Consider the following 15,067-nt stretch of genomic DNA (forward strand, 5'->3'; position numbering starts at 1 on the left):
GAAGAGACCATGTTCCGTCCCTACGGTGTCGCGCTGCGCGCGATGATCGTGCTCACCGTGCTGCTGGGAGCGGCGTACCCGCTCGCGGTGCTCGGGATCGGGCAGCTCGCCCTGCCCGCCCAGGCGAACGGCTCGCTGCTGCGCCAGGACGGCGCGGTGATCGGCTCGTCGCTCATCGGCCAGTCGTTCACCGACGCCGACGGAGCGCCCCTGCCGGAGTGGTTCCAGTCGCGTCCCTCCGCCGCGGGCTACGACGCCGCGGCCTCGACCGGCAGCAACCTCGGCCCCGAGAACGCCGACCTGGTCGCGTCCGTCGAGGAGCGCCGGGCCGCGATCGCCGCCTTCGAGGGCGTCGACCCGGCCGCTGTGCCGGCCGATGCGCTGACCACCTCCGCCTCGGGGCTCGACCCCGCGATCAGCCCCGCCTACGCGCAGCTGCAGGCGCCCCGCGTCGCCGCTGCCCGCGGGCTCGACGTGAGTACCGTGCGCGCGCTGGTCGACGAGCACACCGCGGGCCGCGAGCTCGGGTACCTCGGCGAGCCGACGGTGGACGTGCTCGAGCTCAACGCCGCTCTCGCACGGTTGTGACCGCTCCGGTGGCCCCTCCGGCTCGTAGAATCGCGATCGGCTCGTCGGGACCGTCCGGTCGAGCGGATCGACGCCGGTCCCGCGAGCCCGGGACGCCCCGGAGCCGCGAGCACGAGGGGAGGCCGGGAGCATGACGAAGGGCCGCCTGCGCGTGCTCCTCGGAGCCGCGCCCGGAGTGGGCAAGACCTACACGATGCTCGAGGAGGGCCGCCGGCTCGCCGCCGAGGGCCGCGACGTCGTGGTGGCCGTGGTCGAGACGCACGGCCGCTCCGCCACCGCCGCGATGGTCGAGGGGCTGGAGGTCGTGCCGAGGAGGGCCGTCGAGCACCGCGGCGTGCTGCTCGACGAGATGGACCTCGACGCGGTGCTCGCCCGCCGGCCCGAGGTCGCGCTGGTCGACGAGCTCGCGCACACCAACGCCCCCGGCTCCCGGCATGAGAAGCGCTGGGAGGACGTGCGGACGCTCCTCGACGCCGGCATCACCGTCTTCTCGACCGTGAACATCCAGCACATCGAGTCGCTCAACGACGTGGTGCACGCGATCACCGGAGCGCCGCAGCGCGAGACGATCCCGGACGCGGTCCTCCGCGCCGCCGATCAGATCGAGGTCGTCGACCTGGCGCCCCAGGCGCTGCGCGACCGCCTCGCCGACGGCCGCGTCTACCCGCCCGAGCGCATCGACGCGGCGCTCTCCAACTACTTCCGGCTCGGCAACCTGACCGCCCTGCGCGAGCTCGCGCTGCTCTGGCTCGCCGACGAGGTCGACAGCGCGCTCCGCGACTACCGCGTCGAGCACGGCATCGACAGCACCTGGGAGGCGCGCGAGCGCGTGGTCGTGACCCTCACCGGCGGGCCGGAGGGGGAGACCCTGCTGCGGCGCGGCGCGCGGATCGCGGCCCGCGCCTCCGGGGGCGACCTGCTCGCCGTGCACGTGGTGACCCCCGACGGCCTCCGCACTCCCCGGCCGCACGTGCTCGAGGCGCAGCGGGTGCTGGTCGAGAAGCTCGGCGGCAGCTACCACCAGGTGGTCGGCGAGGACGTGCCGCGCACGCTGGTCGAGTTCGCCCGCTCGGTGAACGCGACGCAGCTGGTGATCGGCGTGAGCAGGCGGAGCCGCCTCGCCTCGGCGCTGACGCCCGGCACCGCGTCGACGGTGATCCGCGAGTCCGGCAACATCGACGTGCACATCGTCAGCCACTCCGCCGCCGGGCGCACCGCGGTGCTGCCGAGGCTCGACGGGGCCCTGACGCTGCGGCGCCGCCTCCTGGGACTGGCACTCGCCCTCGTGGGCGGCCCGCTGGTGACCTGGCTGCTCTCGAGCCTCCGCAGCGACGAGTCGATCACGAGCGACGTGCTCTCGTACCAGCTGCTGGTGGTGGTCGTCGCGCTGGTCGGCGGGCTCTGGCCGGCCCTCTTCGCGGCCGTGCTCTCGGGGCTGACCCTCGACTTCTTCTTCGTCGATCCGCTCTACACGATCACCGTCGACGAGCCTCTGCACGCGCTCGCGCTGGTGCTCTACGTGCTGAACGCGGCGCTCGTCAGCGCCGTGGTCGACCGCGCGGCCCGGCGGGCGCGGGCCGCCAAGCGGTCGGGGGCGGAGTCGGAGCTGCTGGCGACGATCGCCGGTGGCGTGATCCGCGGGCAGGGGGCGCTGCAGGCGATCCTCGAGCGCTCGCGCGAGGCGTTCGGGCTGACCGGCGTGCGGCTGCTGCGCGGCGGCGAGCTCGTCGCGGCCGACGGCGAGCCGCAGCCGGACGGCGATCCCGCGCGCATCGCGGTGGGCGAGGGCGCGGTGCTCGAGCTGCACGGCCGCGAGCTGGAGGGGAGCGAGCGGCGGCTGCTCCAGGTCGTCGCCGCCCAGCTGGACTCGGTGCTCGAGAACGCGGCTCTCAGCGAGACGGCCAGCTCCCTCGCTCCGCTGGCCGAGACCGACCGGGTGCGCAGCGCCCTGCTGTCGGCCGTCAGCCACGACCTGCGCCGGCCCCTCGCCGCGGCCACCGCGGCGGTCAGCGGTCTGCGCTCGCCCGAGGTGGTCTGGAGCGAGCGCGACCGGGAGGAGCTGCTCGCCACCGCCGACGAGAGCCTCACCGTGCTCGCCGCGCTGGTCACCGACCTGCTGGACGTGACGCGGCTGGAGGCGGGGGCGCTCGCCGTGGCGCTCGCTCCGCTCGACGCCGCCGACGTGGTGCTCCCCGCGCTCGACGAGCTCGGGCTCGGTCCCGGCGAGGTCGACCTCGACCTCGATCCGGAGGGCCCGGCGCTGCTCGCCGACGCCGTGCTGCTGCAGCGCGTCGTGGTCAACCTGCTCGCGAACGCCGTCCGCTACGCGCCGCCCGGGACCCGGGTGCGCGTGGCCGCCAGCGCCTTCGGCGGGAGCGCGCAGCTGCGGATCGTCGACCACGGCCCCGGGGTGCCCGAGGAGCGCCGCGCGGAGATCTTCGTGCCGTTCCAGCGACTCGGCGACGACGACAACCTGACGGGCCTGGGCCTCGGCCTCGCGCTCTCGAAGGGGTTCACGGAGGGGATGGGCGGCACGCTCGAGACGGAGGACACTCCGGGGGGCGGGCTGACGATGGTGGTGACGCTGCCGCTGGCGAAGGAGACTGCTGCCGCTGCTCCTGCGGCTCACGTCGCTCCTGCCGCCCCGCACGACGGCGGGTCGGGCGCCGCCCCGCACGAGGACTCCGGAGGAGCCGCATGAAGATCCTGATCGCCGACGACGACCCGCAGATCCTGCGCGCCCTGCGCATCACGCTCACCGCCCGCGGATACGACGTGGTGACGGCCGGCGACGGCACCGAGGCGATCAACCGCGCGGTGGACGAGCATCCGGACCTCTACATGATCGACCTCGGCATGCCCCGGCTCGACGGGGTCGAGGTCATCCACGGACTGCGCGGCTGGACGAGCGCGCCGATCCTGGTGGTGTCGGGGCGGACGGGCGCGGCCGACAAGGTGGGCGCGCTCGACGCCGGCGCGGACGACTACGTCACCAAGCCGTTCTCGATGGACGAGGTGCTCGCGCGCATCCGGGCCCTCTCGCGGCGGGTGCAGCCGGCCGACGGCGAGCCGCTGGTTGTGATCGGCGAGGTGACCGTGGACCTGGTGGCCAAGAGCGCGACGCGGGACGGCGTCTCCGTGCGGCTCACCCCGACCGAGTGGCAGGTGCTCGAGATCCTCATCCGCAACGCGGGCAAGCTGGTGACCCGCCGCTCGCTGCTGGCCGAGATCTGGGGCCCCGCGCACGTCACCGACACCGGCTACCTGCGCCTCTACCTCGCGCAGCTGCGCAAGAAGCTCGAGCCCGACCCCGCGCATCCGCGGCACCTGCTGACCGAGGCGGGCATGGGCTACCGCTTCGTGCCCTGACCGGCCTGTGCTCGGCGGGGGGAACCCCGGACCGTCGAGGGAGCCCGCTGGTCGTGGCTCCCGCGACGGTCCGGGATCGCCTCGGCGGAGGGGGGCAGGTCACCAGTCGTGGACGGTGCCGTCGGCGAGTCGGTTGAAGGGCAGGTACGCGCGCACGTAGGGGTACTTCCCGGCGGCGTCGACGTCGAGCTCCACGCCCAGACCGGGGGCGTCGCCCGGGTGCAGCCGTCCCTCGCTCCAGGTGAACGACTGCTGGAAGACGCTGTCGGTCCGCTCGCCGTGCTTCATGTACTCCTGGATCCCGAAGTTGTGGATCGCCAGGCCCAGGTGCATCGCGGCCGCCATTCCCACCGGGGAGACGTCGGTGGGTCCGTGCATCCCGGACTTGATCTGGTACTGCGCGGCGTGGTCGAGGATCCTCCGGAGGTGGGAGACGCCTCCGGTGTGCGTGACCGCGCTCCGGATGTAGTCGATCAGCTGCTCGCGGATGAGGAGCTGGTAGTCCCAGACGGTGTTGAAGACCTCGCCGATCGCCAGGGGCGTGGTGGTGTGCTGCCGGACGAGGCGGAGGGCCTCCTGGTTCTCGGCGGGCGTGCAGTCCTCGAGCCAGAAGAGGTCGTACGGCTCGAGGGACTTGCCGAGGGCCGCGGCCTGGATCGGCGTCATCCGGTGGTGGCCGTCGTGGAGGAGGGGGAGCTCCGGCCCGAACTCGTTGCGGACGGCCTCGAAGACGCGGGGGACGTGGCGCAGGTAGGCGCGCGTGTCCCAGTCCTCCTCGGTCGGCAGGCCGCCGCGCTGCGCCGGCTCGTGGTCGTAGCGCACGCCGGCGTTGCCCTCGAGGACGGCGTTGGAGGCGATGCCGTAGATCGAGGTCAGCCCCGGCACCGCGGTCTGCACGCGGATCGCGCGGTACCCCTGCTCCTGGTGCTCGCGGATGCTGTCGAACAGCTCCGCGTCCGTCCGCCCGGACGCGTGGCCGTAGGCGAGCAGGCCGGTGCGGGACGCGCCTCCGAGCAGCTGGTAGAGCGGCATGCCCGCGGCCTTGCCCTTGATGTCCCAGAGGGCGGTGTCGACCGCCGCGATCGCCGCCATCGTGACCGGCCCGCGGCGCCAGTAGGACGACCGGTAGAGGAACTGCCAGGTGTCCTCGATGCGCGAGGCGTCGCGACCGAGGAGCAGCGGCACGACGTGGTCGGCGAGATAGGAGACCACGGCGAGCTCGCGGCCGTTGAGGGTCGCGTCGCCGAGGCCGGTCAGCCCGTCGTCGGTCGTGAGCTTGAGGGTGACGAAGTTGCGGTCGGGACTGGTGACGACGACCTCGGCCTTGTCGATCTTCATGGGATGCCTTTCGTGGTGGGGGATCGGGTCAGGGGTTCCGGCCGGGAGCGCGGTCCATCGAGAACGCGGCGGTCGAGAGGCCGGGCGCCACGGGCGCGGCCTGCCCCGTGCTCTCGCGGCGCTCGGCTATCTCGGCGACGATCTGCGCGTGCCGGCGGTCGGTCAGCGGGTAGAACGCCATGATCAGCACCGCGAGCAGGGCCGCGACGGCCGGGATGAGGCCGGCGGCGGCGCGGATGCCCCACTCGGCGTGCTCGCTCTGCTCCGCGGCCCCGGCCACGTAGCCGCCCCAGGCCAGCGCGTACGCGGCGAGGGCGCCTCCGACCGCCTGGCCGGTCTTGCGGGTGAAGGAGAACAGGGCGTAGATCGTGCCCTCGGAGCGGATGCCGGTCTTCCACTCCCCGTACTCGACGGTGTCGGCCTCGATCGCCCAGACGAGCATGTTGACGAGCTGGATGCCGACGTAGGCGAGGACCAGTCCGCCGAAGCCGACCGCCACCGCGTCGCCCGGAGCGAGGAAGACGACCGTTCCGCCGCTGATCATGACCGCGACTCCGGCCATGTAGGCGTTGCGCTTGCCGAACCGCCGCACGATCGTCGGGACGAGGGCGGCCAGGCCGAAGGTCAGGGCGAGCTGGATGAGCGACATCGCGGCGTAGAGCTGGACCGATCCGAGCACGTCGCGCAGGTAGTAGAGCTGCACGGTCTGGAGCGCGAGCGTCCCGGTGAGGAACAGGAACGAGCTGAGGCAGAGGAAGAGCAGCGGCCGGTTGGAGCGGAGGGTCGTCATGCTCTGACGGAACGTGACGTGCGCGACGTCGCGCTGGACGCGCTCCTTCGCGGTCAGGATCGTGAAGAGGTAGAGCGCGGAGCCGACGACGACGAAGCTCAGCGTGACGATCGAGAAGAGCGACTGCAGATCGGCGCCGGGGACGACCAGCGGGGCCATGAAGGTGCCGAGCCCGGCCCCCACGATCGCGCCGCCGATGGCGCGGGCGCTGGCGAGCTTCGCGCGCTCGGTGCCGACCTGCGTCATCGCTCCGGCGAGCGAGCCGTAGGGGATGTTGACGAGGCTGTAGGCGAGGCCGAGCGCGGCGTAGCTCAGGTAGGCGTAGAGCAGGGTTCCGCTCTCGCCGATCTGCGGGACGGAGAAGGTCGCGGCGGAGAGCAGCAGGAGCGGGACCGACCCGAACATCAGGAAGGGCCGGAACTTGCCGAAGCGCCTGCTGTAGGTGCGGTCCACGACCCGGCCGGCGAAGACGTCGGCGAACGCGTCGAAGATCCGCACGACGAGCAGCAGCGTGCCCGCCGCGGCCGCGGAGATCCCGGCGACGTCGGTGTAGTAGACGAGCAGGAACATCGTGGCGGTGGTGAAGGCGAGGTTGTTCGCCGTGTCGCCGGCGCCGTAGCCCACGATGCTCAGCTTCGAGAGCTTCTCAGCGGCGGGCGCTCCGGGCGCGGTGGTGAGGGGGGTCATGCGGGCTCCTTTACCCGGGCGCGGACCCGTCGGGATCCGCGCCGCGTCGAGACGGTGCGAGGGTGGCAATCGGTTGCCGACGGCGCCGGAAGGCGCCGCGCGGAGAGGCGGGGTGGAGGTCTAGGCCGCCTGAGCGGCGACCGCGGCGACGAGGGCCGGGTCGTCGGCGAGGCGCGGGTCGACGAGCCGCAGCAGCGCCTCGACGGGCCGGGCGGAGCCGAGGGCGCGGTCGAGGGCGTGGCGCTGCGCGTCGGGCAGGCGCTCACCCTGGAGCAGCAGTGCGATCCAGTCGGCGACGGCACGGAGGGAGGCGGCTCCGCCGTGTCCGCCCGCGCGCTCGGCGAGGAGCACGGGCGCGATCCGGATGCGGAGCTTGGCGGTCGCGTCGGCGCCGATCTGCTCGAGCCGGTGCTCGATCCGGGGGTTGCCGAAGCGCCCGAGGAGGGCGGCGCAGTAGGCGTCCGCGTCGAGACCGGCGGGGAGGCCGGCCGCCGCCTCCGCCCAGAACGCCTCGACGGCACTCCGGCAGGCGGGGTCGGCGATCGCCTCCGCGACGGTGGCGAGACCCCGCCGGCGGCCGGTGGCGGCGAGGAGCGTGTGCGCGCCGTTGAGGAGTCGCAGCTTGCGCCGCTCGAAGGGCTCGATGTCGTCCACGAAGCGGGCTCCGGCGCGCTCCCAGGCGGGCCGGCCGGCGGGGAAGCCGCCGCAGAGGACCCAGTCGCGGAACGGCTCGGTCACGACGGACGCGGCGTCGCTGATGCCGGTGAGCTCGGCCGCCGCCTCCCGGTCCGCCGCCGTGGTGGCCGGGGTGATCCGGTCGACGGAGGTCGACACGAACGAGACGGTGCTGTCGATCCAGTCGGCGAGCGACGGGTCGAGCCGCTCGGCGAGCAGGAGCAGTCCACGGCGCACGAGAGGGCCGCTGCCGGAGAGGTTGTCGCAGGGGACGACGGCGAGCGGGCCGGAGCCGGCGTCGCGCCGGGCGGTGAGGCCGAGGAGGAGGCGGCCGAGCGCGGTCGTCGGCGCTCCTCCCGATCGGAGGGCGGCGAGATCGCTCCGGACGGCGGGGTCGTCCAGGTCGGGGCCGCCGTCCGCGGCGAGACGGTACCCGGCCTCCGTGATCGTCAGCGTGACGATCGCCGTCGCAGGAGCCGCGACGAGCTCGACGAGACGCGCGACGTCCGCGCCGTCGACCGCCTCGACGATGCTGCCCACGACCGTCGCCGAGTCGCCCTCCGGTCCGCGCTCGATCAGCGTGAACAGGCCGTCCTGCGCGGTGAGCTCCTCGGCCGCGCGGGGGCTCCGGCCGGTGAATGCGGCGATGCCCCACTCGTGGTCGTCGTCGACGGCGTGCGTGTACCAGGCCTGATGCGCTCGGTGGAAGGCGCCGAGGCCGAGGTGGACGATGCGGACGGGAGCCGCCGGCAGGCCCGTGGATGCGCGATCGAGTGAGCCTCCTCCGCCGTGCCCGCTCACAGCTTGAAGACCTTCCGCGGCTGGGCGTCGACGAGGTCCAGGATGACGGCGCTCGCCGTCTCGGAGTCGATGCGCCCCTCGGCGACCAGGCGCGCGAGGAACGCGGCGTCCAGCCTCCGCGCCATGTCGTGACGGGCCGGGATGGAGAGGAACGCGCGGGTGTCGTCGATGAAGCCGGAGCTCCGCGAGAAGCCGGCGGTCTCCGTCACGGCGGCGCGGAAGCGCAGCACCGCGTCGGGCGCGTCGAGGAACCACCACGGCGCTCCGAGGAACACCGACGGGTAGTAGCCGGCGAGGGGAGCGAGCTCGCGCGAGTGGGTGCTCTCGTCGATCCCGAAGAGGACGAGGTGGAAGCCCGGTGCGTTGCCGAGCTCCTGCAGCAGCGGGCGGAGGGGCTCGGCGAACCGGGTCGCGACGGGGATGTCGTGGCCGGTGTCGGGACCGAAGCGCTCGAAGGTCGGCCGATCGTGGTTGCGCAGCACGCCGGCGTGGACGGTCATCACCAGGCCGTCGTCGAGGCTCATGCGGGCGGACTGCAGCAGCAGGTGGGCGGCGAGGACGCGGCTGCCCTCGGCGTCGATCGTGCCGGCGCGGGCGCGGGCGAAGAGGGACTGCGCCTCGGCGGGATCGAGGTCGACGGTCAGCGGCTCCAGCACTCCGTGGTCGGCGGAGACGGCGCCGTGGTCGAGGAAGTACCGGCGCCGGGCGCGGAGGGCCTCGAGGAATCCGGGGAAGCTGGACTCCTTCGTTCCGGTGGCGGCGGCCAGGGCGGCGACGCGCTCGGGCCAACCGGGGGTGGAGGGATCGAGGTAGGCGTCGGGGCGGAAGGTCGGCAGCACGCGGCCCGGGAACGCCGGATCCTCCGCCAGCGCCCGGTGGACGGCCAGGTCGTCCAGCGGATCGTCGGTCGTCGCCAGCACCTCGATCCCGAACCGCTCGAAGAGCGCCCGCGGGCGGAAGGCGTCGGACGCCAGCCGGGCCCCGATCGCCGCGAAGAGGGCGTCGGCGGTGGAGGCGTCGGGCTGCTCGGTGATGCCGAACTGCTCGGCGAGGATCGACTGGAGCCAGTAGCCCGAGGCGGTTCCCGCGAAGATCCGCCAGTGCGCGCAGAACGTGCGCCACACCTCCTCCGGGCCGGCGAGGCGCTCGCCTCCCGGGATGCCGAGATCGCCCAGGTCGATCCCGGCGGAGTGGAGCAGCCGGGTGACGTAGTGGTCGTGCCGGAGGAAGAGCTCGGCCGCGTCGGCGAAGGGGCGGTCCTCGAGCAGGAGGCGCGGATCCACGTGCCCGTGCGGGGAGAGGATCGGCAGGGCGGCGACGCTCGCGTGGAGGTCGCGGGCGATCGCCCGGGTCGTCGGGTCGATCGGCAGGAGTCGGTCGGGATCGTTCAGCAGCTTCGTCGGCACGGGGCCATCCAAGTATGGGTACAGAGGAGTGTCAACCGATTGCCACGGCTGGCGCACCGGTTGGCACGCCGGGGCGCGGACCGGGGTCAGGAGTCGCGGCGGGGTCCCGTCGAGGCGCGCGGGACGAACTCCGTCGGCAGGTCGTCGGCCCGCTCCGGAGGCTCCTCGTCGCCGAGCACCCGGCGGACCGCCCGTTCGCCCATCCGGCCCAGCGGTGCGCTGATGGTCGACAGCGGCGGCGAGGTGAAGTCGCTGCCGAAGATGTCGTCGAAGCCGATGATGCTGAGCTGCTCCGGGATCGCGACGCCCGACTCCTGAGCCGCCCGCATCAGTCCGATGGCGACCAGGTCGTTGTAGGCGATCACCGCGCCGACGCCGGAGGCGGTCACCCTCGCGAGCGCGCTCCTCCCGCCCTCGAGGGTCGAGACGCCCGGCCCGATCTCGACGACCGTCATGCCCCGCTGCGGAGCGCGGTCGAGGAGGAGCTCCCATCGCGCGGCGCTCATCCACGAGTCGGGCGGACCGGCGATGAAGGCGAGGGAGCGGTGGCCGAGGGCCGCGAGGTGGTCGAGCGCGGCGTCGATCCCGGAGGCGAGATCGGGCACGATCCCCGCGACGCCGGGGACCACGCGGTTGAGGACGACGACGGGGATGCGCTCGGCCAGCGCGATGATCTCCTCGTCGCTGAGGCGGGTGCTGACGAGGACAAGCCCGTCGGTGGAGGCGGCGATGCGGTCGGCCGCCTCGGCCTCGCGCTCCCCGGACTCCTGCGACTCGGCGAGGATCATCGTGAAGCCGCGGAGCGACGCCGCCCGCTCCGCTCCGCGCACGGCGGGGAAGAAGGCCGGGTTGGTGATGTCGGCCACCAGCAGCCCGAGGGTCGAGGTGCGGCCCGTCGGCAGCGCGCGCGCCATCGGGTTGAGCCGGTAGCCCAGCTCCTTCGCGGCGGTGCGGATCCGCTGCTCGGTCGCGGCGTTCAGCCGTCCGGGCGTGCTCAGCCCGCGGGAGACGGTGGAGGGGGCGACGCCGGCGAGTCGGGCGACGTCGTAGATCGTCGTCGCGGAGCGGCCGCGGCGTCTCGCGGCGGAGGGGCCGGTGGGCGCGTCTTCGCTGGGCACGATCGCGGTCTTCTCTCGAGGGGCACGGCGGCGGACGGGGCGCCGTCCGCCGCCCATGCTGCCACAGGGCCGAGAAGCCCGCCCGGCCCGTCGCTCGCGTCCGGGTCGGGCCGGATCGGGGAGCCCGCGCTCCGGGAGGCCGCCGTCGCCGGTCGGCCGCCCACCGCTCCGGCCCCTCCAGCGCGGGTCCGCGCGGCTCCGCCCCGTCAGCTCCGCTCCGGGAACGCCCCCTCCTCGCGGATCCGCTCGTTGAGCGCCGCCAGGAACACGCCCTCGTCGAGGTCGAGCGGTACCTCGCGTCCCGTCCAGCTCGAGTAGTGGATGGCGTTGGCGAGCCGGACCCCGAGGATCCCCTCCGCCCCGGGTGCGAGCAGCGGCGTGCCGTGCAGGATGCTGTCCGCGAAGTCCTGCAGGACGGCCGTGTGCTGCTCGCCCCAGACCGACGCCGACTCGATCCGCTCCGTCGTGGAGAGGCCCGCGGTGTCGTAGCGACCGCTGAGCAGGAGGCCCACGTCCTCGGCGCTGAGGGCGGCGCTGACCTCGCGCTCGGGGGCGTTCAGCCGGGTGATCGTCGCGACCCGGGAGTCGTCGACGACGATCCGGCCGCGGTCGCCGACGATCTCGAGGCGGTCGGTGCCGATCGGGTCGTGCGTCGTGGTGACCAGCACTCCGGTCGTGCCCCCGCCGAAATCGGCGAGCACCGTCACCTCGTCCTCCACCGCGATGTCGCGGCACCGCCCGTAGCCGGCCTTCGCGACCACCGACTCCGGCACTCCGCACAGCCACTGCCACAGGTCGAGCTGGTGGGGCGCCTGGTTGACCAGGACGCCTCCGCCCTCGCCTCCCCACGTCGCACGCCACTCGCTCTGGTCGAAGTAGGCCTGCGGCCGCCACCAGGTCGTGATGATCCAGTTCGAGCGCAGGATCCGGCCGATCCCGCCCTCGTCGACGACCTCCTTGAGCCGGCGGTAGAGCGGGTTCGCCCGCTGGTTGAACATGATCGCGAAGCGCTGACCGGGACGGGCGGCGGCGGCCTCGTTCAGCTCCGCGACCTGCGCGGCGTAGACACCCGCCGGCTTGTCGACCAGCACGTGCAGCCCGTGCTCGAGAGCGTCGATGCCGATCCCGGGGTGGAGGTAGTGCGGAGTGCAGACGACGACGGCGTCGACCTCTCCGCTCGCGAGGAGGGAGCGGTGGTCGGCGTGGAAGGACGCTCCGGGTGCGAGCGCGGCGGCCGCCGCCTCCCGGGCGGGGTCGACGTCGGCGACGGCGGTGACGACGAGGTCGCGCACCCTGCCGTCGGCGAGGAAGCGGGCGTAGGAGGAGCCCTGGGCGCCGAATCCGATGATGCCGAGGCGGACGGTGGTCATGGGAGGAGTCCTTCGTTCGGGGTGGAGTGGGGGATCCGCGCGGGCGCGCTCGGGGCGTAGGCGGTCTGGACGATCGCGAGCGACCTCGCCGCCTCGCGGGGCGAGATCCAGAAGGGCTCGTCCTCGCCGAGGCGGGCGTAGAAGTCGTGCACGAGCAGCTCGTGCGAGGCGCCCCAGTACGAGCGCCCGCCGGATCGGCGCTCCGTGTCCGGGACGACCTCGACGGATCCGTCGTCGCGCCGCACGGTGAGGGCACCGCGCAGCGAGACGGTGGCGCGCTCGGTGCGCAGGCGGAGCTCGACCGGCTCGTCCCACGCGTTCGCCACGGTCGCGTAGAGGACGCTGCGCGCGCCGGAGGCGTGGGTGAGCACCAGGTCGGCGGTGTCCTCGACCTCGATCGGAAGCAGGCGCGTGGAGGCGGAGCCGCTCACCGCGACCACCTCGCCGAGGAGCCACTGCAGGAGGTCGATGGTGTGGGTCGCCTGGTTCATCAGCATCCCGCCGCCGCCCTCGGCCCGCATCCCGCGCCAGGGGCGGTCGAGGTAGTAGCCGGGAGTGCGGTGCCAGAGCACGGTCGCGGCCGCACCCGTCACGGCGCCCAGGGAGCCGGACGCCAGCAGCTCGCGGAGGCGCTGCACGGGCGGGTTGTAGCGGTTCTGGAAGCAGACGCCGATGCGCGCCCCGCCCCGCTCGGCCGCGGCGATCACCTGCTCGCCCTCGGTGACGGAGGAGGCGAGCGGCTTCTCGAGGAGCACCGCGACGCCGCGGTCCAGGGCCGCGACCGCCAGCGCGGCGTGCGTGCTGTGCGGAGTGCAGACGTGCACGACGTCGGGGCGGACGGAGTCGAGCATCCGGACCGCCTCGGGGAAGCCCGGCACCGCGTGCCTCTCGGCGGCCGCGGCGAGCCGGCCCGGGTCGGTGTCGCAGACCGCCACCAGCTCCGCGCCGGGCGCCGTGCCGATCGCCGCGAGGTGGACGGAGGAGATGTCGCCGCAGCCGATCACCGCCGCGCGGACGGTCATCGCAGGTCGATCCCGAGCGAGGAGGCGAGCCCCCGGAAGGCCCGAGCGGCCACCCCGAACGACTCGGGGCCGGAGAATCCGCCGAGGGCGTCCGTGATCGCGAGGTGCGGCTCCAGCGAGGCGACGCCCGTCCAGCCGTCGTCGCGCAGGGCGGTGAGCGTCTCGCGCAGCTGGCCGTCGCCCTCGCCGGCGGGCACCACGGTGCCGGTCGCGGCCACCGCGTCCTTCACCTGCAGGTAGTCGACGTAGGGCCGCAGCGCCGTCCAGCCGTCGTCGAAGGGCCGCACCCCGCACTGCACGAAGTTCGCGTTGTCCCAGGCGAGGCGCAGGGCGGGCGAGCCGACGGACTCGACCAGATCGAGGATCCGCTCGGGGACGTCGCCGTAGATGTCCTTCTCGTTCTCGTGCAGCAGCACCACGCCCTCGCGCTCGGCGCGATCGGCGAGCCTGCGCATGCGCAGCAGGACGTCGTCGCGGATGCTCTCGACCGGCACTCCCTCGCCCCGGTAGAACGAGAAGACGCGGATGCTCGGCGTGCCGAGGGCGTGCGCGGCGCGGATGACGCGGTCGAGGCGGGCGACCTCGAGCTCGGGATCGAGGGCGACGTCGACCTTGCCGATGGGCGAGGCGACGGCCGAGACGGACTGGCCGCCGCGCTCGAGCACGGCGGCCAGGCGGGCGAGGCGCTCGTCGTCGAGGTCGACGACGTTCCGGCCCCAGGCGCTGCGCACCTCGATGCTGTGCGCGCCGAGCGCTCGGAGAACGGCCACCTGGACGACCGGGTCGGGGTCGATCTCGTCGCCGAAGCCGGAGAGGGTCCAGGGGGCGGATGCGGGGGTGGCTGGTGCGGTCGTCGCGGGTGCGGTGGTCACGGTTCGTGCCTCGTTCTCGTCGTCGGGAACCGGCGGGCAGGAGAGCCGCCGTGCCACGACCATACGCGTATTGGCAACCGATTGACAAGATCGGGGCGCGCACCTAGCGTCGGTCGCGTTCCGGGCCGCGATGTCGGCCCTCCACCTCGAACGGGAGGACCGCCGTGACCAGGATCGGTGTGCAGGCGATGATGCTGAAGGACGCGTTCGCCACGGCGGGAGCGTTCGAGACGCTCCGGGAGGTCCGCGCGATCGGCTACCGCTCCGTCGAGCTCTCGCAGATCCCGCTGACGGCGTCCACGACGGCCGGGCTCCAGCGGGCGCGGGACGAGCTCGGCGTGGAGGTCGCCGCGATCTCGGCGGGACTGGCGCCCGGCGACTCCCCCGGACCCGCGCTCGAGAGCGACCTCGCCGCGGTCGTCGCGGACGCCCGCGCCCTGGGGACCCGCACGGTCCGGATCGGGATGCTCCCCGCCTCCGCCGCGGCCTCGCCGGCGGCGCTGCTCGACTTCTCCGACCGCTGCCAGGTCGCGGCCTCGAGGCTCCGCGACGACGGACTGCGGCTGCTGCTCCACAACCACCACGTCGAGTTCGCACGGCACGACGGCCGGCTCCTGCTCGACGTCGTCGCCGAGCGGGCGCCGCTCCTGGGGCTCGAGCTCGACGTGCACTGGGTGCAGCGGGGCGGACTCGATCCGGTGACGACGCTGCGCAGGTACGGCGACCGCGTCGCCCTGGTGCACCTGAAGGACTACCGCGTCGGGCCCCCCGCCGACCTGTCCGGCGGCTGGTCCGTGCAGGAGTTCACCTCGAACGTGCAGTTCGCCGAGGTGGGGGAGGGCAACCTCGACTTCCCCGCGATCGTCGCGACGAGCCTCGCGCTCGGTGTCGAGCACCTCCTGGTCGAGCAGGACGAGCGCTACGGGTCCAGCGCGCTCGAGTGCCTGCGGACCTCCCACGCGAACCTCGTCGCGATGGGCTTCGGCGACCTGTTCTGAGGAGCGGTCGGGGCTCCTCCCCAGGGGTCGGCG

The 15,067-nt window shown here is 73.8% G+C and carries 12 protein-coding genes; 4 read left to right on the top strand and 8 right to left on the bottom strand.

The annotated features are described in order from the left end of the window. Positions 1-9: 9 nt before the first annotated feature. From kdpC to C5C59_RS01570, 3 genes are all read left to right on the top strand, one after another. Entirely contained in the window at positions 10-588 is a 579-nt protein-coding gene (gene kdpC, locus C5C59_RS01560; protein ID WP_104238011.1) for a K(+)-transporting ATPase subunit C, read from the top strand. Between the two features lie 130 nt (positions 589-718). Continuing rightward, positions 719-3,289 carry an ATP-binding protein gene (locus C5C59_RS01565; RefSeq protein ID WP_104238010.1) on the top strand — a complete coding sequence of 857 codons (2,571 nt, stop codon included), beginning with the start codon at positions 719-721 and terminating at the stop codon, positions 3,287-3,289. Beyond that, entirely contained in the window at positions 3,286-3,957 is a 672-nt protein-coding gene (locus tag C5C59_RS01570; RefSeq protein ID WP_104222647.1) for a response regulator, read from the top strand. Before C5C59_RS01565 ends, C5C59_RS01570 begins: the two co-directional genes overlap by 4 nt. 99 nt (positions 3,958-4,056) lie before the next feature. On the opposite strand, the gene manD is transcribed toward C5C59_RS01570, so the two are convergent. The 8 genes from manD to C5C59_RS01610 all read right to left on the bottom strand — a co-directional run bounded on the left by manD (position 4,057) and on the right by C5C59_RS01610 (position 14,036). Continuing rightward, positions 4,057-5,295: a D-mannonate dehydratase ManD gene (gene manD, locus C5C59_RS01575; protein WP_104238009.1), complete on the bottom strand. Its 1,239-nt coding sequence runs from the start codon at positions 5,293-5,295 to the stop codon at positions 4,057-4,059. 28 nt (positions 5,296-5,323) lie between these two features. Next, on the bottom strand, positions 5,324-6,772 hold the full coding sequence (uidB, locus tag C5C59_RS01580) for a glucuronide transporter (protein ID WP_104238008.1): 1,449 nt from the start codon (positions 6,770-6,772) through the stop codon (positions 5,324-5,326). A 120-nt stretch (positions 6,773-6,892) separates the two neighbouring features. After that, the gene (locus tag C5C59_RS01585) at positions 6,893-8,248 is read right to left on the bottom strand and encodes a mannitol dehydrogenase family protein (protein WP_258062519.1); all 1,356 of its coding nucleotides are present in this window, start codon (positions 8,246-8,248) and stop codon (positions 6,893-6,895) included. Next, positions 8,245-9,654 carry a glucuronate isomerase gene (uxaC, locus tag C5C59_RS01590; RefSeq protein WP_104238007.1) on the bottom strand — a complete coding sequence of 470 codons (1,410 nt, stop codon included), beginning with the start codon at positions 9,652-9,654 and terminating at the stop codon, positions 8,245-8,247. Before uxaC ends, C5C59_RS01585 begins: the two co-directional genes overlap by 4 nt. A gap of 86 nt (positions 9,655-9,740) precedes the next feature. Then, the gene (locus C5C59_RS01595) at positions 9,741-10,772 is read right to left on the bottom strand and encodes a LacI family DNA-binding transcriptional regulator (protein ID WP_181134797.1); all 1,032 of its coding nucleotides are present in this window, start codon (positions 10,770-10,772) and stop codon (positions 9,741-9,743) included. Between the two features lie 206 nt (positions 10,773-10,978). Next, the gene (locus tag C5C59_RS01600) at positions 10,979-12,142 is read right to left on the bottom strand and encodes a Gfo/Idh/MocA family protein (protein ID WP_104238005.1); all 1,164 of its coding nucleotides are present in this window, start codon (positions 12,140-12,142) and stop codon (positions 10,979-10,981) included. Beyond that, positions 12,139-13,164, bottom strand: a complete 1,026-nt coding sequence (locus C5C59_RS01605; protein WP_104238004.1) for a Gfo/Idh/MocA family protein — start codon at positions 13,162-13,164, stop codon at positions 12,139-12,141. The genes C5C59_RS01600 and C5C59_RS01605 overlap by 4 nt, the downstream gene beginning before the upstream one ends. After that, on the bottom strand, positions 13,161-14,036 hold the full coding sequence (locus C5C59_RS01610) for a sugar phosphate isomerase/epimerase (protein ID WP_258062520.1): 876 nt from the start codon (positions 14,034-14,036) through the stop codon (positions 13,161-13,163). Before C5C59_RS01610 ends, C5C59_RS01605 begins: the two co-directional genes overlap by 4 nt. A 164-nt stretch (positions 14,037-14,200) precedes the next feature. Between C5C59_RS01610 and C5C59_RS01615 the strand changes: the two genes are divergently transcribed. Then, positions 14,201-15,034, top strand: a complete 834-nt coding sequence (locus C5C59_RS01615) for a sugar phosphate isomerase/epimerase (protein WP_258062521.1) — start codon at positions 14,201-14,203, stop codon at positions 15,032-15,034. The last annotated feature ends 33 nt before the right edge of the window (positions 15,035-15,067 follow it).

The organism is Rathayibacter sp. AY1F4 (genome assembly GCF_002931775.1).
Lineage (GTDB): Bacteria > Actinomycetota > Actinomycetes > Actinomycetales > Microbacteriaceae > Rathayibacter.

Coding starts and splice junctions, on each gene's coding strand:
- kdpC (WP_104238011.1), top strand. CDS start 10: ATGTTCCGTCCCTACGGTGTCGCGCTGCGCGCGATGATCGTGCTCACC.
- C5C59_RS01565 (WP_104238010.1), top strand. CDS start 719: ATGACGAAGGGCCGCCTGCGCGTGCTCCTCGGAGCCGCGCCCGGAGTG.
- C5C59_RS01570 (WP_104222647.1), top strand. CDS start 3,286: ATGAAGATCCTGATCGCCGACGACGACCCGCAGATCCTGCGCGCCCTG.
- manD (WP_104238009.1), bottom strand. CDS start 5,295: ATGAAGATCGACAAGGCCGAGGTCGTCGTCACCAGTCCCGACCGCAAC.
- uidB (WP_104238008.1), bottom strand. CDS start 6,772: ATGACCCCCCTCACCACCGCGCCCGGAGCGCCCGCCGCTGAGAAGCTC.
- C5C59_RS01600 (WP_104238005.1), bottom strand. CDS start 12,142: ATGACCACCGTCCGCCTCGGCATCATCGGATTCGGCGCCCAGGGCTCC.
- C5C59_RS01605 (WP_104238004.1), bottom strand. CDS start 13,164: ATGACCGTCCGCGCGGCGGTGATCGGCTGCGGCGACATCTCCTCCGTC.